Annotated in this window: 17 protein-coding genes and 1 pseudogene; 11 read left to right on the top strand and 7 right to left on the bottom strand. The window is 60.3% G+C overall.

Features of this window, described 5'->3' with window-relative positions:
• Nucleotides 1-557 precede the first annotated feature (557 nt).
• On the top strand, nucleotides 558-1106 hold the full coding sequence (locus tag ACMDCR_RS03410; RefSeq protein WP_413991176.1) for a hypothetical protein: 549 nt from the start codon (nucleotides 558-560) through the stop codon (nucleotides 1104-1106).
• A gap of 458 nt (nucleotides 1107-1564) precedes the next feature.
• Here the strand turns inward: ACMDCR_RS03410 and ACMDCR_RS03405 are convergent, their stop codons facing one another.
• The 5 genes from ACMDCR_RS03405 to ACMDCR_RS03385 are packed head-to-tail and all read right to left on the bottom strand — an operon-like array spanning nucleotide 1565 to nucleotide 6767.
• Nucleotides 1565-2371: an ABC transporter permease gene (locus ACMDCR_RS03405; RefSeq protein WP_413991175.1), complete on the bottom strand. Its 807-nt coding sequence runs from the start codon at nucleotides 2369-2371 to the stop codon at nucleotides 1565-1567.
• A gap of 6 nt (nucleotides 2372-2377) precedes the next feature.
• Nucleotides 2378-3550: an ABC transporter permease gene (locus ACMDCR_RS03400; protein ID WP_413991174.1), complete on the bottom strand. Its 1173-nt coding sequence runs from the start codon at nucleotides 3548-3550 to the stop codon at nucleotides 2378-2380.
• A 24-nt stretch (nucleotides 3551-3574) separates the two neighbouring features.
• The gene (locus ACMDCR_RS03395; protein WP_413991173.1) at nucleotides 3575-4624 is read right to left on the bottom strand and encodes an ABC transporter substrate-binding protein; all 1050 of its coding nucleotides are present in this window, start codon (nucleotides 4622-4624) and stop codon (nucleotides 3575-3577) included.
• 2 nt (nucleotides 4625-4626) lie between these two features.
• The gene (locus ACMDCR_RS03390; protein WP_413991172.1) at nucleotides 4627-5769 is read right to left on the bottom strand and encodes an ABC transporter ATP-binding protein; all 1143 of its coding nucleotides are present in this window, start codon (nucleotides 5767-5769) and stop codon (nucleotides 4627-4629) included.
• A 14-nt stretch (nucleotides 5770-5783) separates the two neighbouring features.
• On the bottom strand, nucleotides 5784-6767 hold the full coding sequence (locus ACMDCR_RS03385) for a fumarylacetoacetate hydrolase family protein (protein WP_413991171.1): 984 nt from the start codon (nucleotides 6765-6767) through the stop codon (nucleotides 5784-5786).
• A gap of 122 nt (nucleotides 6768-6889) precedes the next feature.
• On the opposite strand from ACMDCR_RS03385, the gene ACMDCR_RS03380 reads away from it, so the two are divergent.
• From ACMDCR_RS03380 to ACMDCR_RS03370, 3 genes are read left to right on the top strand one after another with little or no spacing between them, the layout of a single operon-like run.
• Entirely contained in the window at nucleotides 6890-7849 is a 960-nt protein-coding gene (locus tag ACMDCR_RS03380) for a DUF6282 family protein (RefSeq protein ID WP_413991170.1), read from the top strand.
• A 12-nt stretch (nucleotides 7850-7861) separates the two neighbouring features.
• Entirely contained in the window at nucleotides 7862-8647 is a 786-nt protein-coding gene (locus tag ACMDCR_RS03375) for an IclR family transcriptional regulator (RefSeq protein ID WP_413991169.1), read from the top strand.
• A 35-nt stretch (nucleotides 8648-8682) separates the two neighbouring features.
• Entirely contained in the window at nucleotides 8683-9588 is a 906-nt protein-coding gene (locus ACMDCR_RS03370; RefSeq protein WP_413991168.1) for a 3-keto-5-aminohexanoate cleavage protein, read from the top strand.
• Nucleotides 9589-9799: 211 nt separating this feature from the next.
• Here the strand turns inward: ACMDCR_RS03370 and ACMDCR_RS03365 are convergent, their stop codons facing one another.
• Nucleotides 9800-10627 carry a haloacid dehalogenase type II gene (locus ACMDCR_RS03365; protein ID WP_413991167.1) on the bottom strand — a complete coding sequence of 276 codons (828 nt, stop codon included), beginning with the start codon at nucleotides 10625-10627 and terminating at the stop codon, nucleotides 9800-9802.
• A 395-nt stretch (nucleotides 10628-11022) separates the two neighbouring features.
• Between ACMDCR_RS03365 and ACMDCR_RS03360 the strand changes: the two genes are divergently transcribed.
• Nucleotides 11023-12123 (top strand): diguanylate cyclase domain-containing protein, encoded by a 1101-nt coding sequence (locus tag ACMDCR_RS03360; RefSeq protein ID WP_413991166.1) that lies wholly within the window; start codon nucleotides 11023-11025, stop codon nucleotides 12121-12123.
• A 179-nt stretch (nucleotides 12124-12302) separates the two neighbouring features.
• On the opposite strand, the gene ACMDCR_RS03355 is transcribed toward ACMDCR_RS03360, so the two are convergent.
• Nucleotides 12303-13178, bottom strand: a complete 876-nt coding sequence (locus ACMDCR_RS03355) for an alpha/beta fold hydrolase (protein ID WP_413991165.1) — start codon at nucleotides 13176-13178, stop codon at nucleotides 12303-12305.
• A gap of 179 nt (nucleotides 13179-13357) precedes the next feature.
• Between ACMDCR_RS03355 and ACMDCR_RS03350 the strand changes: the two genes are divergently transcribed.
• From ACMDCR_RS03350 to ACMDCR_RS03325, 6 genes and pseudogenes are all read left to right on the top strand, one after another.
• On the top strand, nucleotides 13358-13969 hold the full coding sequence (locus ACMDCR_RS03350; protein ID WP_413991164.1) for a TetR/AcrR family transcriptional regulator: 612 nt from the start codon (nucleotides 13358-13360) through the stop codon (nucleotides 13967-13969).
• A gap of 11 nt (nucleotides 13970-13980) precedes the next feature.
• Nucleotides 13981-14883 carry a DMT family transporter gene (locus ACMDCR_RS03345; protein ID WP_413991163.1) on the top strand — a complete coding sequence of 301 codons (903 nt, stop codon included), beginning with the start codon at nucleotides 13981-13983 and terminating at the stop codon, nucleotides 14881-14883.
• Nucleotides 14884-14922: 39 nt separating this feature from the next.
• Nucleotides 14923-15852 carry an alpha/beta fold hydrolase gene (locus ACMDCR_RS03340; RefSeq protein ID WP_413991162.1) on the top strand — a complete coding sequence of 310 codons (930 nt, stop codon included), beginning with the start codon at nucleotides 14923-14925 and terminating at the stop codon, nucleotides 15850-15852.
• 366 nt (nucleotides 15853-16218) lie between these two features.
• Nucleotides 16219-16437 (top strand): annotated as a pseudogene (locus tag ACMDCR_RS03335) (isochorismatase family protein); the annotation flags it as partial.
• 483 nt (nucleotides 16438-16920) lie between these two features.
• Complete coding sequence (locus ACMDCR_RS03330) at nucleotides 16921-17379, top strand: MarR family winged helix-turn-helix transcriptional regulator (RefSeq protein ID WP_413991161.1); 459 nt, start codon at nucleotides 16921-16923, stop codon at nucleotides 17377-17379.
• A gap of 106 nt (nucleotides 17380-17485) precedes the next feature.
• Nucleotides 17486-18427 carry an NAD(P)H-binding protein gene (locus ACMDCR_RS03325; RefSeq protein WP_413991160.1) on the top strand — a complete coding sequence of 314 codons (942 nt, stop codon included), beginning with the start codon at nucleotides 17486-17488 and terminating at the stop codon, nucleotides 18425-18427.
• Nucleotides 18428-18467 lie beyond the last annotated feature (40 nt).

Here is an 18467-nt window from a genome sequence, read left to right as displayed (position 1 = left end):
AAGCCCTTGCCCTGCGGCTCTTTCACCAAAGCGACATCGACAGTCGGGCGACACCCTTTGTAGACGCCGACAGCATTGCCCCAAGCGATGCCTTCCATCTGGCGCTCTTCGCGCAGATTCGTCTCGAGCCTTTGCCCACGACCGTGCCGGTATCGGTTGGGTGCTCCATCGCTTTCAGGCCCCATTGGCCTTGGGAGCGAGGACGGCGACGACCGAGAAGTGACCAGGGCCGACATGGAGCCGTGGCTAGGCTGGACTACCGATGGCCTGTTCACCAATACCGAGGATCCAGAGAAGCAATACAACCACAAGCTGAGGAATAACCATCAAATAACAACCTTAAGTTAATAGGACCACTCGGTGAGTCATAGCTACCCGAATGTGACATTAATTTCTTTCAAAAGACACTGCCTTCTCCTCGTTATCTTCCTCCAAACTGGGGATGCCAAGCAATCGCGAACTTGAGATGCTGACGAATGGTTCTGGTATTTGCACGCAAAAGGCAAATCCCTGGATTAAATCTTCGCGATTTAGGTCATTCACTTGGGAGAACTACGATGGATACATCTTACAAGCGCTGGTTGGGAGTCGGTGTCAAATCAGGCGGTCAATTGGGAATTGGCGGCGTTGAAAGCACGACGGCCAGGCTGTGGAATTTGGGCGACGGCGAGTCGTTTGACCTCGAGGTTTTCGCCGGCCGCTGGGGCCTGGGCCTCGGTGGCGATGGTGGCGCCGTGGCGGTCATCGGCTTCGGTTTTAGCGTGCCCTATGAACTGGATGGAAAATCGGCGAACGACTGGGGAGTCAATATCGCCATTACTGAGAAAGTGCTCTCCAAGAGCCTTGTCACGTCGCTCTCGGTCGCCGTAGCAATGGCGAGAGCAGCAAAGGCTGCCCGGCTCTCCAAATTGGGCGTTGATACCATTGGTCAGCTCAGGAACCTGGCCCATACATTTTATGCCGGGTATGAGGCCTCCAAGAAATCGGGCGTGGTGATGATCGATATACCGGGTGCGGGCGTTGGATTGGAAGTTTCAGCGTACATCACGCGTGGGACGATGTACGTCTCCAATTCGTCCTACTACTATCCGGGTCTGAGCGATTAAGCAGCCCCGGCGCCAACGGTAGGCCGGAATCGGGGCTGTAATCGAAGTGACGCAAGACACTATCCGTATCATTCCCGATTCCGAGCGCACGAAACCAAAGCGGCATCTTCCAGGCCTTCGGATCGTTGAAGGCAAGGACATTATTCGGTGATGGCCGAGCGCCAATTCAGACCTGAAGAGAGTTTGGGCATTTTTGGCTGGCATGACGCAGAATGTAAGGGCGGCTCTATTGGAGAGGTCGCCCGACCAGAATGCTGCATGGGCGACGGTCGACATTTCGGCGCTTGTCCAAGCACACGTCAGATGACGTTCAAAGAAAATGCTCTCCAGCGCGGCGGCCACCTAAGCACTCGGCGCTGGAGGATCAGAGGAGTTGCCGCGTGCGATGCTAGATGCGCATATTCCTCTCTGATCCGGGATTGGCGACGACTTGGCTAAGACCGCGAGACCTGACCCGGTCAAGTTGCCTCGCGGTTCCTTAGAAGCAGAAAACCTAAAAGCAGTGCGATCGAGAAGACAATCATGACAGTTGCAGCGGCGGCGATCGTCGGCGTCAGATATTCGCGGGCCTGCGTGAACATCTCGCGAGGCAGGGTTCGTTGGCCAGGGCCGCCAAGGAACAGCGTGACGACGATCTCATCCAATGAAGTAGAGAAGGAGAACAATGCCCCTGAGGCGATGCCCGGGGCAGCGATCGGCAACGTTACGGCGAAAAATGTTCGAACCGGACCCGCGCCCATGCTCGCGGCCGCCCAGATCTGCCGAGCGTCCAGGTTCGCCAATGCCGCGGACGTGGTGACGACCTGGAACGGGACCGCAAGCGTGGCGTGGGCCATCACAAGGCCGAGATAAGTGCCTGTAAGGCCCAGCTCAGAGAATACGAAATAGATGCCGACCCCGACAATCACGGTCGGCACGACGAGAGGCGCCAGGACGATTGCCTGTATCGGCTGGCGTGATCTCAAACCCAGCTTGTTCAGGCCAAGGCTCGCAGTTGTGCCGAGCACGACGGAAATGATCGTGGCGCCCAGGCCGATGGAAAGACTGTTGATCAGGGCGTTTCGCCAAGTATCGGAGCCGAAGAAATCCTCGAACCAGCGCAGGGAAAAACCCGCGAGAGGAAAGCTAAGTTCGTCGCCGGCATTGAAGGAGAGCGGCACGATCACCAATATCGGCGCAATCAAAAATAGTAGAACGAGTGCCGACCATACCCCAAGCAGCACCCGTGTGAGTTTTCCGGCCGTTGATATAGAACGGTATTCCATTCTCGATCACCTGGATGCAGTGCGAAGCGTGCGCGGCATGACATATTTCAACGTAAGCAGGAATGCCGTCAGGATCGTTAGTGTGAGCCCGAGGGACGCCGCCAATCCCCAATTCGACGTGCCGACCGTGAAGAGCGTGATGTAGTTCCCGATGGTCTGGTCGCCGGGGCCACCAACAAGTGCCGGGGTAATGTAGAAGCCAAGCGATGAGACAAATACCAGCATTGCACCGGCCGCCAGGCCCGGTATGACTTGCGGAAGATAGACACGCCGGAAGGCATAAAGCGGATAGGCTCCAAGCGAGGAGGCCGCCTGCATGAGGCGATCGTCGGTTGCTCTCATGGAAGCCAAAAGCGGCAAAGCCAGAAATGGCAACATGACGTGGGTCATTACAACCACGACGGCAAAGCGGTTGTAGAGAAGCCCAAGTGGGTGATCCGTGATCCCGATCGCCTGAAGCAGCCTGTTCACGACGCCTCGATCCTGCAGCAACACGATCCAGGCAGTCGTCCGAACCACGATAGAGGTCCAGAACGGAAGCATGATAACAATGACCGCGACCTGTCGGATCACCGCCGATGTTCGAGACAGATAGTAGCAAAGCGGAAAGCCGAGAACGATCGCGCTCACACTGGTCAGGGCGGCGATGATAACCGTGCGCAAGAGGATCAGGCGGTAGAGGCCGCCTGTTTTGTAGGCGTCCACCAGGCCCTGTCCGAACTCCCATCGCAAGTCAAAGGCTGCAAGAAGATAGAAGGTGTCGACCGGTCCCGCGGCACGTTTCAAGATGCGCCAGGTTCCCTCGTCCAGCCAGCGCGGATTGATCTGCGACGGACCCGAGTTTGTTGTCTTCAACTGTTGGGCGGTTTGCCTCAACAGTGCATTCAGGCGCGGATCCTCGTAAGAGAGACGGCGCCCAAGCGCTGCGAGCTTTTCGGGCGGTGTGGCGCGAAGGTCTTCGGCCAGCGCTGCCTGCGCAGCCTCCGGCGGTGCGCCTTCCCCATCCCAGCCTCGCAGCACGGCAGCAAGATGGGGAAGAGCATTTGGCAATTCCCGATCGGAAACGCTGGTCCAGAAAACCAGTCCGAGAGGTATCAGGAACGTCAGCGACAGAAAGATGAGCAACGGCGCGATAAGGCCGTAATGCCAATTGAAGGGGCGAGCCGTCGGTCTCTCCATCTCGCGATCCCCTCTCATGCCACTCTACTGGCCGGACCACGCCGCCCAGCGGGCGGTGAGCGCGTCAATATTATCGACCCAGAATTTATCATCCATATGCAGGATGTCGGTGCTGTTTGCGGGCGCGGTCGGCAGGTCGCTCAGGATTTTTGGATCGAGAACCTTCAGAGCTGCCACGGAGGTGATCCCTACCGGCTGGCCCAGGGGCAGAAGTTTTTGACGATCAGGACGCTCAAAGGCTGCCAGAAACTTGTAGGCCGTGTCTGCGAACGGCGAGTTCATCATGATGACCCAGCTGTCCACGGTTTGCAGCGACTGGTTCCAGACAATGCCAAAGTTCTTGTGATCGTCGCGGATCGCGTTGGTGACGCGTCCATTATAGGAACTCGCCATCGTCACCTCGCCGGACGACAAAAGTTGGATCGGCTGCGCACCCGACTTCCAGAAGATCAACGATGGCTTGATGGAATCCAGCTTCTTGAAGGCTCGCTCGACGCCTTCATCGGTAGCCAGGAGCTTGTATACGTCGCCCGGCGCCACCCCGTCGGCCATCAGGGCAATCTCGAGATTGCCCTTCGGCCCATCGCGTAAGGCCCGCTTTCCGGGAAACTGCTTGAGATCGAAAAAGCTGGTCCAGCCCCTCGGCGGCGTCTTCAACGCCGCGGCATCGTATCCAAGCACATAATTGTAGATGATGGAACCGACGCCGCAACGGCTGGAACTGCCTGCGACCACATCCTCGGGCTTGCCGATACGGCTTTGATCAAGCGGCAGGAACAAGCCTTCGTCGCAGCCAATCTGCTGCTCCTCAGCCTCGACCTGCACCACATCCCAACCGCCATCCGGCATTGCTGCCTTGGTTCGCAGGATGCCAATGCCGTTGTCCCAGCTGTCATCGACGACCTTGATATTCTCGTCCCTGGCAAAAGGCTCGAAGAACACTTTCTTCTGCAGCGCTTGAAACGAGCCTCCAGAGGCGACCACCGTGAAATCCCGTGCGAGAGCCGGAAACAGACCTCCCGCCAGCGCCAGCGCTGCCAATAGTGAGGATTCAAAAACGCGAAGTTTTCTCATCGCTAAACCTTTTCGCTTGGTTGCAACAAAACGATCGTTCGGTCGTGATTGGGGATTCCGATTTTCAGCATCGATCCCGGCTGCGGAAGTTCGAATGCAGGGACGCCAACCCTGGCGGCGATCTTCACCCCACCGGCCAGGGCAAGACTGAGGCGAATGTGGTCACCGTGGAAATCGGTGCTTTCGAGCATTCCCTGCAGGGCATTCTGTCCCGTGGCGCCGACTTCCACGGCTTCTGGCCGGACGATCACGGTAACGCCCTGCCCCACGGCCGTTGCTTCGCCGCTCGGCACGCAGATGACATCCTTCGTCGCCAGGCGAATTTGGGCCTGGCCGCCATTCACCTGAGCAACATGACCTTCAAGGAGGTTGGCCTCGCCGAGGAATGAGGCGACGAAACGACTTTTGGGCCGCTGATACACCTCCAGGGGAGAGCCGATTTGCACAACGCGGCCGCTGTGAAAAACGGCGACGCGATCCGACATCGTCAAGGCTTCCGCCTGATCATGCGTTACATAGACGAAGGTCATGCCGAGCCTGCGATGGATATCGCGAAATTCGCGCTGCATCGCGTCGCGCAATGCCCGGTCCAACGCGCCCAGCGGTTCATCCATGAGGATGATCTCGGGGCGGTAAACCAGTGCACGCGCCAGCGCCACGCGCTGTTGTTGGCCGCCCGACAGTTGCGCGGGCCTGCGCCCGCCGAGATCGCCAAGATGCACGAGCTCAAGCGCCTCCCGAACACGCTTTTCGATCTCGGTCCGCGAAATCTTGCGGACGGCCAGCGGGAATGCGACGTTCTGCGCGACCGTCATGTGGGGAAACAAGGCGTAGCTCTGAAATACGACGCCGAGGTTGCGTTTATAGGCGGCCAGGGCGGTGACGTCCCGGCCCGCGATTATGACCCTGCCGCTGGTGGGATATTGGAAGCCAGCCATGAGCATAAGGGTCGTCGTCTTGCCCGACCCGCTTGGGCCGAGCAAAGTCAGGAACTCGCCCGGCCGGACATCGAGCGAAACATCATCGAGAACGGTCAGGTTCGGGCCGTAGGCCTTGGACAGGCGCTGCAGCGAGATGATGGGCGTGACAGCATCAGCTTCCCGTTCACCTTGGGAGACCTCGCCCGGAGGAATAGAGGCTGTCATCGTCAGGCCCGCCTTCAGCGACGGATATCGACGGGATTCGACAGCTCGCCGAGCCCTTTGATGCTGATGCGCGCCGGACCGCCGAGCCGGTTCATATCGGTTGAGGACTGCGGTACCTCACCTTCCTCGCCACCGGGATCGGAGGCCGTGCCGAGCGATACGATGTCGCCTGGAAAAAGCGTCTGATAGCGAGAGATGACGGCCAGGATTTCGGGCAGGTAGTAAGTCAGGTTTCGTGTGTTGTCACGATAGAGCAGCGTGTCGCCTATGAAACACTCGACATCCAGCGCATGGGGATCGGGGATCTCGTCGCGCGTCACGAGCCAGGGCCCAAGCGGGGAGAACGTGTCCGCGCTCTTGTATCGCCCCGAATAGGAGGCATGGCTTTCGACCATCTTGAAGCCGCCCTTTCCGTCGGGCATCGCCTCGCGATAATGAAAGGTATCCTCCTCCCGAAGCGTGGCCGATGTCACGTCATTGTGGATCGTGTAGCCAAAGACGTGATCATAGGCGTTCTCTTCCCGAATGCGTGTCGCGGTTCGGCCGATGATCACCGCGATCTCCGGCTCCGGATAGGTGATGCCGTAGTCCGGGTAGAGCACGATGGGTTCGTTGTGCCCAACCAGCGCCGAGTAAGGCTTGACGAAAAACGTCGTCGTTTTCGGACGCTTGATGATCGTATCGGAAAACGCCGTGTTGTTGTTGGGCACGCAAGCCAGCTTCGAAGGTTTGCGGACTGGCGGATGCCAGCGAACCTGATCCGAGGCAAAAACCGCGCCCGTATTGGCATCCGCCTCAACAAGTTCACTTGCCCTGGCAAGGGCCTCGAATGCCGGGGGACCAGCCTCAATCACGCTTTGCATGTCGCGGAAGATCGCGGCGTCCGGTCCTGAGCGCCCGGTCGCCGCGACCGCCTGCTCGGCATCGTGAAGCCGTCCCTGCCTGTCCACCAAGCCAACCCGATCGCGGCCGCCGCCATGAAAACTGGCCAATTTCATCGATACGTCCCCTCATCAAGCGTTTCGTACTACGAAACGATGTCACGCTTATTAAAACGAACGTTGCACTAAGTTTGGGCTTGTGGCAAGAGAGATCTGCAGTTCATGAAGGAGCGGAAGCGATGTCCGGGGAAAATGCGGCGCCTGAAAGCGACGCCTTGAGCGGGGACGAGAAGGCAGCCGCTTTGGTCTGGGGGGCGGTGGACCTGCATTGCCACAGCGGTCCATCCCTAATGCGGCGGCGACTCGATCACATCGATGAGTTGAGGGAAGCCTCAGCGGCGGGGTTTCGCGCCGTGGTTATGAAGGATCACTACTATTGCACCGCTCCCGCGGCGCGACTGATCGCTCGCCACTACCCCGAACAAATGACCAGGATGCGGGGCGGAATCGTTCTCAACAATGCGGTCGGCGGATTGAACCCGTACGCCGTGGAACATGCTATTGCCCAAGGTGCGCGGATCATCTGGCTGCCGACTTTCGACGCTCAGAATCACATCGCTTCTCAAGAGAATGTCCCTCCGGAAAAAGCCTTCCCCGTTCGCAAATCGGGCGCATTGCCCTTCCAACCGGTGCCGCTGTTCGACGGCGCGGGACAGGTTCGCGACGAATTGAAAGCCATCTGCGACATGATCGCGGCGCATGACCTCGTGCTATCCGCGGGTCATGTGCACAAGGACGAAGCTTTCCGTATCTTCCAGGAGGCGCAGGCTCGCGGTGTAAGGCGCTTCATCATGAGCCATCCGGAATACATCCTTGGTGCATCCAAAGCCGACATACGCGATCTGGCCAGGTGGGGCGTCACGATCGAGCATTCGATTTGCATGTGGTTCGGCGGCCCCGATGATCGGCTCTACGATTCGGGCGACCTTGTCGCTTTCGTCGAGGCCGGCTCCATTGAGCACACGATTTTCGGTTCCGATCTGGGTCAACTGAGGAACTGCACGCCGGTGGAGGGTTTCCGGCGGATGGCCCTGTTGCTTTCCGACAATGGCTTCAGCGATGGCGATATTCGCCGAATGCTTGCCGACAACGCGATCGCTCTTCTGGGCGAGCGCGCACTTGAACCCCTCGTTTCATAGGCTCTGACGATCATGACCGCAGAAAAATCAGGGTCGAGCATTCAATCCGTTCAGCTCGCATTCGGCGTCCTGGAGGCTGTCGCTGCCTCTCAAGATGGTGTTGGCGTAAGCGAACTGGCAGCCCAACTGGGTACCACCAAAGGCACGATCTTTCGCCATCTCCATACTCTGCTGAACTGCGGCTATGTCATGCAGAATGCGGCGACAGCGCGCTATAGCCTCGGCGTGCGTTCCTATCTGCTCGGCCAAAGCGCCGGAAGGATCGGCATCGTTGAAGCGGCGGAAATCGAGGCCCGCGCCTTACGCGACGAAGTGGGAGAGACGGCCGTGGTGTCGTTGGCGACCGCAAACTCTCTCGTGGTCACAACCACCGTGCGCGGAACATCGTTGATTGAGATAGGCGTACGTCCCGGAAGCGAATTGTCGCTGCACGCGACCGCGCAGGGAAAGGTGGCGTTGGCGTTCAGCCGCCATCCACTCTTGAAGTGCGCCATGGCGACAGGATTCCTTCGCCACACCGAGGCTACGATTTGCGACATTGAGACGATCCGGGACGAAATAGAGCGCGTCAGAGCCAATGGATACGCAGTCTCCTCGGAAGAAGAGACGCGAGGCATCAGCGCGATTGCCGCGCCGATATTCGACCAAACCGGCGATGGCGTCGGCACGATAGCCTTGGTCGGGCTTGTCAACGCCATCCGACTTCCCCCCGACCCCATCCAGGTAGAGCCACTTCTGCGAGCGGCCGCTCGTATTTCGAAGGGTCTCGGTTTTCGCTCTCAGATCGCGGCGGGTTGACGCCAACACCGCTCATCACATTGAAAGGAAACGCCATGCCGCTTATGCCGAGCGCAGAGGTCTTCATTACCTGCGCGGTGACGGGCGCAGGCGACACGACGGGGCGATCCGCCAGGGTTCCCATAACGCCTGAGGAAATTGGCGACGCGGCAATCGAGGCCGCGCGGGCGGGTGCCGCCATAGCCCATATTCACGTGAGAGATCCGATCAGCGGGAAGGGCACGCGCGGTGTGGAGCTCTACGGGGGGGTCGTCGAGCGCATCCGCGCCTCAGGTGTCGACGTCATTCTCAACTTCACCGGAGGCATGGGGGGCGACATGATGATCGGGCCCCCCGAAGCGCCCTTGCCGCCGATCGCCCACCTGACCGACATGGTCGGAGCCAGCGAGCGTGTCGCTCACGCCGAGGCACTGCTGCCGGAAATATGCACCATTGACTGCGGCAGCCTGAATTTCGGAGACGGGGATCTGGTGATGGTCAACACGCCGAGCATCCTCGTGGAAATGGCGCAAAGACTTCGTTCACTGGGAATCAGGCCAGAGATCGAAATTTTCGATACGGGCAATCTGCGCTTGGCACAGTGGCTGGTCCAGCAAGGCGTCATCGACGATCCTGTGTTGGTTCAACTGTGCATGGGCATCCCATGGGGCATACCTGACGACCTCAATAGCTTCATGGCGCTTATCAACAATCTTCCAAGTAATTGGATTTTCTCGGCGTTCTCGATTGGACGCAATCAGCTTCCCTACTCGATGCTGGCAATGCTCGCCGGCGGCAATATCAGAGTAGGACTGGAAGATAATCTCTGGCTTGAGAAAGGGCTCCTTGCGACCAACCGCACACTCGTCGAGCGAGCGGTCGCCATTGCTCAATCGATCAACGCCCGCATTCTTGGGCCGCAGGAAGTACGAGAGAAGCTCAAGTTGACTAGGCGTTGGTAGGGCCACCGTGAGGGTAGCAGCAAGCTGGTGTAGCCAGCTGTACTGAAGCTCGGCGATATCGGAGATGTCTTGGCGCGAGCGCGGGCTCGACATTTCCTTTGGGAAGATCGGTCGCCGGGTCGCCAGATTCGGCCCCTCGCTCCGAGGCGAGCCGGCGGGAAAATGACTGCCAAGAGCGGACATTGCGTCGCAGAAAGGTTAGCCCTGCCCCCTACAGGCCCGCCAGCTGCACGACACACGTCATATCGTTTGTCACGAAAGAAATGCCATCGCCCAACGTCTCCGGAGACTGCCCCGCCCGGTTGACCCAGCACGTTGGATATCCAAACCACTGCGCCCCGACGGCGTCCCATCCAGCGTAGGCGGCGAAACCGATCTGCGATCTGGGTATGTCGAATGCTTTCTCTCCCAACGCATACGCCTCCCCAGCCGGCTTGAAGCGTTGCACCCGGTCAGTACTCAGAGGCTGCTCGAGAATCTGGTCCAGGCCGTTCCGGGTCATGTTGGTCCGGAGAAGATCGTCGCTGAGATTGGACAGGAGTGCCAGGCGCAAACCAGCCGTTCGCAGGCGGGTGAGCGTCGGAACCACATCTGGCCATACATCAAGCTTTCGATATTGTCCGGTGAGCGTCTCACGCTGGAGCGTGCTTAATGGCAGGGCGAGAGCCTCCGCGGTCTGCCGCAAGGCGGCATCGGCTATCGCCTCAAATCCAGAGTAGCGGCCGGCGGCGGTCTCCAGCCAAGTGTACCCGAAAAGCTTTCCCGTCCATTGAGCCATGAGCTTCGTGCCGCTCGCGCCCCAGAAACCCTGCACCAGCGCCGTGATGGAGCGCGCATCGAATATCGTGAAGGCATCGAAAGCAACGGCTCCGAGCTGCGCTGACGTGGTCGAAGCGGCAATTGCAGCGGTCGGCAGCGAGATCAGGCCAGCGGCACCAATTAGAAGAGTTCGCCGAGTGACATCCGTCGCGCTCTTCGACAGCGGGGGCTCGCGGTCAGGCATCTTGAGATCGGCACTGCCGTGTCCACGAGGCTTCATCGCAAGCTCCCACGTATCATCCATATCGACTATGAATTACGTTGCGGGCGATCTCCCTGTTACAGGTATTCGAGGTTTCCGTTCGGACGCATACCAACAGGCTCTGCTAGGTACCGGCGCACTCTGTCTGGCACAGTTTCGGCCCGATTCGGTCGATGAACTGGGCGCTGAATGGCCTGCGAACCGAACATTCATCCGTTTCTCGTAGCAAGCGAAGACGAAGCAAAATCAGAGCTGGATCGTGTTCAAGACCCGCATTGCTGAACAGTACAGCCTTTTCGGGGTGTCTTCGGGAGCAGCAGATACCGTTTGTTGTTGAGTTATGCTACCAGCGCTATAGTCCTTGCCTGGATGCGAGGAATGTCTCTGGCGGCACAGTCAAGGTGGAGAGAGACTTGTACGGGATTGCGGAAGACGGTACCGAGCGCCTGGCGGGTGACGCGGATTCTGGTGCCCTTCGGCTCGGCTGCGACCGCCTTTACCCACCGGAGTCGACGTTTTATTCCCTCCTTCGCCGTTTGCGTTCCGCCCTGCTGCGCCCGTTCGATAGTCGGGCCGTTTGGCAGTTGCGTCGAGACATAGGACATCAATACAGCCTCATGCGGCAAGCCAAGGATACGCTCGCCAGCGCCAAGGTTTTCGAGCAAGCCTCTGTCGCGGCGCGCATGGGCATCTGGCAATGCGAATTGCCCAGCGAACGATTGACCTGGAGCAATGGAACCTACGATCTGTTCGGTCTCCAGCGTGGTCGCGGGATCGTACGTGGTGAAGTCGTCAGGAGTTATTCGGAAGAATCGCTTGCTCGTCTGGAGCAAGTGCGTCGCGATGCCATAGAAGCAGGGTCCGGTTTCGGATTTGATGCCGAAATCCAGACCCCCGAAGCCGAAAAGCGGTGGATCAGAATATCCGCCACCGTCGAGCGCCGAAACGGCGAACCGATCCGGCTCTTCGGGGTCAAGCAGGACGTTACCGAGGAGAAGAGGCTGCTCGAGCAAATGCGGTATGTCGCCGAGCACGATATGATGACCGGCCTTGCCAATCGCACCCAGTTTCAAGCGAGACTTGCAGAAATCTGTGAGCCTCAACGGCAAGGCGGCGCCCTGATGCTCGTAGACCTCGACGGTTTCAAGGTGGTCAACGATACCTTCGGGCACGGCGTGGGCGACGAGTGCCTGGTCGAAATCGGGCACCGACTTTCAGCGGAGTGTCAGGGTGCCGATCTGGTTGCTCGTATCGGGGGTGACGAGTTCGCTGTGCTTTTCGGCCCAACCGCCGGCCAGCAAAGGATCGAAAGCATGGCCCAACGCATCATCGATGTCGCGGAGATGCCGATAAACTGCTCAGGCCGCAGTTTTCAGGTTGGCGCCTCTATTGGTTATGCCTTTACGGATGGAGAGACCCCCGCTGCAGTGTTCGCGAGAGCCGATCGCGCGCTCTACGCCGCGAAAGCCGCCGGCCGCCTCACTTTCCGAGGGCCACCTTCAAAAGGGGCTTGACTGGCAGCAGTCGCACGCCGGCGTTCTCACGCTGCTACAAGTCATTGGGGTCGTCGAGGTCCGCGTCGACCGTTCAGCCAGTTGCGCCAAGGGCGCGTTTCGCGGCCTCTCCAAGCCGCTCGGTGTTCATCTCTTTTCCCGGATGAAAGTTGAGCGAACATTCGGGGACGATCCGCATGCTACTTCGACGCGGCGGCGAACGCGGCGAGTTCGCGTCCGAACCGGGCCGGCTCTTCGTAGAACGGACTGTGCCCGCTATTTGCGTAAACGGAAAGGCGGTTGCCTGGCCGAAGCGCCTTGATCCGTTCGGACATGGCGAGGCTGACGAGCCGGTCATGCATGCCGTGCGAGGCTAGGATGGGGCCCTTGTAAGCAGCAAAAACGGGTTCGAGGTCATTCACCGCTGTCTTGATGAAGCCCTCGTTCGCCGCTCTCGCCGTCATGCCGTTGATGACAAGCATGTTCTGGAGGTCGACGCCTCTCGGCGGTTGATGAAAACAAGCGAGCAGGAACGCCGCCGTCGCTGCCGTCCGTACCGCGAGGTCGTGCGACGTCCCTGTCTGGGCGAAGGCTCCGGCGAGGGGCGTCAGGAGACCCGGCGCCAACTTGGTGACGGCGTCGACAAGGTTGACGCCGGCGATCCCCGCACCGCCATATTTGTGGAGATAGGCGCCAGCGACCCACCCGCCGAGCGACCAGCCTACGAGCACGGGACGCCGGAGCTTGGTGGCGGCGATCACCGCGGCGACGTCGTCCGCCCATTTGTCGATATCTGAATAGTCATCCGGAGAACCCGGCTTGTCGGAGTCCCCGTGTCCGCGCAGGTCGAACCGTGCCATTCGGAAACCCGCGAGCGCCGGATCGGCGAACTGCTTGTCCCAACTGAGGCGGCTTTGCCGCAGCCCATGGATCAACAAAATCTCGGGCGCTTGCGGATCACCCTGCGCGTCTCCCGCGAGCATGGTGCCGTCGGCCGATCGAGCCAGGAAAGGGCCATGTTCGCCCGAGGGTGCGCCTGCCACGACCGCGCTGGTCGAGGCTACGCTCGCATCCACCGCGCTCGCGCCTGGGAGGGCGTAAGCGCTTTTTGCCCGCAAGGCTAAGGCGGCGAGGCCGGCTGCGCTCGTCACAAATATGCGTCGTGAGTGATCCATCGCTAACGATCCATGTTATTTAGCTGTCACTAATCAACGAACTTGCATCTCGATTGTCAAGGTGTTAATTAGTGCTCGCTATGGAACCAGTTAAATCCCGCGGGGGAAGACCCTGGAGTTTTGATCGTGGCAAGGCGGTGGAGACCGCCATGCGGCTGTTTTGGCAACGCGGCTATGAAGGGGTGTCGGTCGGGGACCTGACCGAGGCCATCGGGATCGCGCCCCCGAGCCTTTACGCCGCCTTCGGGAGCAAGGCCGGGCTCTATCAGGTAGCGCTTACGCACTACGAAGAGGGCGCCGGATCCCTCGACATGCCCCCTCTCAACGCGGCGACGACACTGACAGAGGCTGTACGCTTGCTGCTCGAAGCCGCTGTCCGGACCGCCACGCATTCCGATCGCGAGCGTGGCTGCATGATCTCTAGCGGCATGATTACCTGCCCACCTGAGCACGCGGAGATCGCCCGCGATCTTGCCGCGCGGCGTGAGGCCCACCGCGAGAGGATCGCACAAGTCCTCGAACGATTTGGCTCGGCGGACGAGGTGCGCCGCCTGTCCCGACATCTGGTCGCGGTCATGCAAGGCATCTCGATCCAGGCGCGCGATGGCGTGGAGGTGGCGCAATTGCAAGAGGTCGTTGAAGAGGTTGTATCGGGCATAGCCTCACGTTTCGGCGATGGGCCGCGGTCGTGAAAGAGGCCTCCATGTCGCCGATGGAAATCGCTTGCGCGCTGCTGGTGCCGCTGCTGTGGGGATTCCAGTTCGTTGTAATCAAGATTGGTCTGACAGCGTTTCCTCCCCTGTTTTTCCTCGGCTTGCGCTTCGCGATCATCGCCGCGCTCGTACTTCCGTTCGTTGGGCGACCCACTCGGCGCGAGCTTGGGCCGATCGTCGGCATATCGATTTTTATGGGCGGCCTGAATTTCGGATTGGTTTATGCCGGGCTCGCACATGGGCAGGCGGGCGTATCGGCGGTCGCGTTCCAACTGCAGACACCATTCACGGTTCTGCTCGCTTGGCCGCTCCTCGGCGAGCGACCGTCCTTGCGAATAATCCTCGGCGTGGCGATCGCATTCGGAGGCGTTGTGCTCACGGTCGCGGCGCCGACTGTGCAAGTCGAACTCCTCCCAATCTTGCTGGTCATCGGCGCCGGGCTTGCCATGGCAATTGGAAACGTGCTCACGAAGCGTTACGGTCCGTTCGAGCCTCTGAAGCTCATGGCCTGGGTGTCGCTCTTCACCGTGCCGCAGGTTTGGGCGGTTTCGGCCTTGCTTGAGCATGATCAACTCGCCTCGCTTCACACCTCCCCTCCCATGCCGTGGCTGGCCTTCGCCTATACCGTCGTGCTCGGCGGGATCGCAGGCTTTGGTTTGTGGTTCTGGCTGATCGCGAAATGCTCGATGGCACGGATTGCGCCCTATGGGCTTCTCCAGACGGCCTACGCGATAGCCGCTGGCGTGCTTTTCCTGCACGAGCCGCTGACAGCGCGCCTTGCCGCGGGTGCGCTGATTTGCATCTGCGGCGTGGGCATTACCCAAAGCCGACCCCTTGCTCGGCCCAGCCCATCCATCGCGCCCCGCGATCCCGTTGAGAACCACATCGCCTGAGCCCGTTCATCATTCGCAATATGGCCAAGGACGAACGCCGTGAACACTGACACAAGCCATTCCTCGCCCCATCGACTATTCGATGGTTTTGCCAGGCTGGACCATACGACTTCACGCACACGTTTCAGTGGGGTCGCTGGAGGAAAGGGGCCGCCCGTCCTCCTGTTGCATGGCTATCCGCAAAGCCATGCCTGCTGGCATGCTGTCGCGCCAATTTTGGCGACCCGCCACACGGTCATCGTTCCCGACCTGCCAGGCTACGGGAACAGCCAGATGCTCGATGCCGGGCCCTGGGACAAGCGCTCGGTCGGCATTGAGCTGGTTGCCATGATGCGAGCACTCGGTCATGAGCGTTTTGCCGTCATTGGCCATGATCGCGGCGCACGCGTAGGCTATCGGCTGGCGCTTGACCACCCGGATCACGTCCGCGCTTATGCGGCCCTTGCTGTGGTGCCGACCCTGGATGTATGGGCAGCAGTGGACTGGCGGTTTGCCATGGGCGCTTTCCACTGGTTCCTGTTTGCTCAGCCCGGCGATCTACCCGAACGCCTGCTCGCCTCCGATCCGGACGCCTTCCTGGACGCCACGCTCGAACAGATGGCCGGTGGAATCCACAAACTGCATCCCGCCGCCGTAATCGCATATCGTGACGCCTTCCGAAAGGCTTCCGTACGCCATGCGATGATCGAGGACTACCGCGCCGCCAATGGTCCCGATGTCGAGCATGATTTGGCCGACCGTGCCGCCGGGCGCAGTATCGCATGTCCGGTGCTTGTCCTTTGGGCCGCAGAGCGTTTGGTCGCCGAGGGGATGGAGAGCGGCACGCTGACCGCCGCCGAGGTTTGGCGCCGCTGGGCCGACGACGTGCGCGGCGTTGAGATCAACTGCGGTCATTTGCTGCCCGAGCAGGCTCCCGATGCCGTGCTGGATGCCTTGACTCCATTTCTCGAGGCAACGGAATTCGCATAGCGTGTCTCAAGGCGACGGCCAATCCTGTAAGAGGGAATGCGATCCGTCTGCGGCCTTCGTCAAACTGGTCGAAGTTTTGCGCTATCGTGGCGCTTGATCAGTGAGGCCGTACTCGCTTCCGGGGCCGACTGAACGTCTCGGCAGCGAACAGCCTGGGGGGTCCATATGGCGCAAACAATGACCTAACGGGCCCGGCTTCATCGTGCTGGGTGCACCATTTTACCCACCGCCCTGGAACAAGACAGGGCGTCTCCCAAAAATACCGGGCGAACCGCTCTAATTTGCCCTGCCGCTACCGCCGCTCACAGGACTCGGTCGGAGCCAAGGGCTATCGGACGCACATTCGCAGGACTAGGGTATTTTCGGATCCATCAGCTCATCATCATCGGACTCATCGCGCATACCTGCGTCGAAGCGACCGTTCGCTTTGCCGCGGAGCTTGGCTACCAGGTCACCGTGGTGAGAGACGCCACCGCGGATTATTCGGATGAGGCGATGCACGCCGCTCTCGACATCAATATTCCGAACTACGAAAGCGCTATTGTCGGCGCCAAGGAGATCACGGCTTCGATCCTGGCTCTCTGACCGACGGGCTCGGCCATCTGCTTGGGGGACCGATGCCTCCAACACGCAGCGCGATTTCGCCTCTTGCGTGAATGTCGGCCGGACGCTGCGCAGATTGGCGCCTCCACAAAGGGGCGAATCGGATTTGATGCGATGGACTTGAGCGCCCTCACAAGGCGAAAGGAATAACAAAGACATCGGAGTGCCCAGAACGTGGGCTTCGGGCCCCCGGCGCGGAGCTTGGCATCGATGCCAAGAGCGGACGTTCGCACTATCAGCAAGTAGCGGACGCGGACGAGCGGACCCAAGCTGCCCGGGCCGCAAGCAGGTAGATTTCTCCAGACGAGGGAATTGGCCACGCCCGATGCTCGCCCACCACGTCCCTGCATCGGGACGCCGCGACGACGGTGACAGCGGTCGAAGAATTTCAGGACAGCTGGATTGACAGTTGCTGCATTTGCAGTTACATTTTCTGCAGTAATCTGGACTTCCTTGAGTTCGCCGATGCCGCAAGCCACCAAATCACCCTTTGCCATCAAGCGCACCCTAGCCTTCATGGCTTTTAGATCGCAGCGCCTGTTGAGCCAGCAACTCGAGGTTCTGTACGCGACCGTCGGCCTTTCGGTGCAACAGCACGTCGCATTGCAACTGCTCGACGAGGGCCTGGCCAGCGGTCCGAGCGACATCGCCAAGACGCTGAGCTGTGACACCGGATCAGCAACGCGGCTTGTGGATCAGCTAGCGGAAAAGGGCCTGGTGGTGCGCAGGCGCGACGGCGCCGACCGACGCCAGGTTTCACTGGCCCTCACGGATGAAGGGCGCTCAGTGTCCGAGGCGGCCCGGGCCGCCTCGATCAAATACACGCAATGCCTCCTGGCGGGCTTCGAAGACGCGGAGGCCGACGCCTTCTACTCCTACTTGTCCCGCCTCGTCACGCGGCTCGAGCAGCCAACCGATACGTGACGCTTCGCGTACCGGCTAATGCGACTGCACCGGCGCGGCCCGCCGGGTCGTCGGCTGCGCCGGATATATGCCCCTGACTCGGCTGGATAGAGGGCAAGTCAGGCAAATGAACGCAACCAAGGTCAGCCACATGATGACGAAGCATAAACACGACGACCCGATCCTCGTGACCGGAGCAGCCGGCGCGGTGGGCGACATCGGCCGCAACCTCACTGAGTTCCTGCTCGCAAGGGGGCATAAGGTGCGCGCCTTGGTTCGGCGTGAAGACGAGCGCGCCGAAGCCTTGCGGCGGCTGGGCGCCGAGGTCGTAAAGGGCGACCTGACGGACCTCGCCGGAATGCACCGCGCCATCGAAGGTTGCAAGCGCATCTATTTTGGAATGTCTACCTCGGCGGCGTACCTGGAAGCTACGGTCAACACCGCCGCAGTGGCGCGCCACCACGGCGTCGAGGCCTTTGTGAACATGTCGCAGATGACAGTCTCGCAGATGAGCATCAGCGAGACCACCGACAGCCCGCAGCACAAGCTCCACTGGCTGTCGGAGCAGGCTCTGTCCTGGTCGGGACTGCCGGTCGTCACCGTACGGCCGACGGTCTTCCTCGAGGGCTTTTTTCTTCAACTCGCCGCCCCCGGCGTGAGGGCCTCCGACGCGTTGGCGCTGCCCCTGGGGAGCGGCAAGACCTCTCCGATCTCGGCGGTCGATGTGGCGCGTGCGGTAGCAGCGATCCTCGACGACCCCACACCGCATATCGGACAGATCTACAATCTAACGGGCCCGGAATCGGCCGATCTGTACCACTATGCGCGTGTCTACTCCGAAGTGCTCGGCAGGCCCATCGCATATCGGGACGTCCCACTCCCGGCGTGGAGCGAAGGCCTTCGGCAGGCGAAGTATCCAGAGCACGTCGTTCGCCATCTCTCGGCCATGGCCGAGTTGACCAAGCAGGGGCGTTACGACCGCATGACGGACACTCTGCGCAAACTCACCGGCGAAGCACCGACGAACATGCACGACTTTGTGAAGCTCCACGACGCTGAGTTCAAATAGTGGACTGACAGATTCCTGAGACGATCGGCATATCCTGGAG

Origin of the sequence: Labrys okinawensis (assembly GCF_047345005.1) — a bacterium.
GTDB classification, from domain to species: domain Bacteria; phylum Pseudomonadota; class Alphaproteobacteria; order Rhizobiales; family Labraceae; genus Labrys; species Labrys okinawensis.
The sequence above is the reverse complement of the archived record's forward strand: the minus strand, read 5'-3'. Positions and strand labels throughout refer to the sequence as shown.

Bases quoted from the DNA above. Each gene is read 5' to 3' on its own strand.
- ACMDCR_RS03345 (WP_413991163.1), top strand. From the start codon at position 13,981: ATGTCGCCGATGGAAATCGCTTGCGCGCTGCTGGTGCCGCTGCTGTGG.
- ACMDCR_RS03380 (WP_413991170.1), top strand. From the start codon at position 6,890: ATGTCCGGGGAAAATGCGGCGCCTGAAAGCGACGCCTTGAGCGGGGAC.
- ACMDCR_RS03330 (WP_413991161.1), top strand. From the start codon at position 16,921: ATGCCGCAAGCCACCAAATCACCCTTTGCCATCAAGCGCACCCTAGCC.
- ACMDCR_RS03375 (WP_413991169.1), top strand. From the start codon at position 7,862: ATGACCGCAGAAAAATCAGGGTCGAGCATTCAATCCGTTCAGCTCGCA.
- ACMDCR_RS03410 (WP_413991176.1), top strand. From the start codon at position 558: ATGGATACATCTTACAAGCGCTGGTTGGGAGTCGGTGTCAAATCAGGC.
- ACMDCR_RS03350 (WP_413991164.1), top strand. From the start codon at position 13,358: ATGGAACCAGTTAAATCCCGCGGGGGAAGACCCTGGAGTTTTGATCGT.
- ACMDCR_RS03395 (WP_413991173.1), bottom strand. From the start codon at position 4,624: ATGAGAAAACTTCGCGTTTTTGAATCCTCACTATTGGCAGCGCTGGCG.
- ACMDCR_RS03370 (WP_413991168.1), top strand. From the start codon at position 8,683: ATGCCGCTTATGCCGAGCGCAGAGGTCTTCATTACCTGCGCGGTGACG.
- ACMDCR_RS03385 (WP_413991171.1), bottom strand. From the start codon at position 6,767: ATGAAATTGGCCAGTTTTCATGGCGGCGGCCGCGATCGGGTTGGCTTG.
- ACMDCR_RS03365 (WP_413991167.1), bottom strand. From the start codon at position 10,627: ATGAAGCCTCGTGGACACGGCAGTGCCGATCTCAAGATGCCTGACCGC.
- ACMDCR_RS03390 (WP_413991172.1), bottom strand. From the start codon at position 5,769: ATGACAGCCTCTATTCCTCCGGGCGAGGTCTCCCAAGGTGAACGGGAA.
- ACMDCR_RS03400 (WP_413991174.1), bottom strand. From the start codon at position 3,550: ATGGAGAGACCGACGGCTCGCCCCTTCAATTGGCATTACGGCCTTATC.
- ACMDCR_RS03325 (WP_413991160.1), top strand. From the start codon at position 17,486: ATGAACGCAACCAAGGTCAGCCACATGATGACGAAGCATAAACACGAC.
- ACMDCR_RS03405 (WP_413991175.1), bottom strand. From the start codon at position 2,371: ATGGAATACCGTTCTATATCAACGGCCGGAAAACTCACACGGGTGCTG.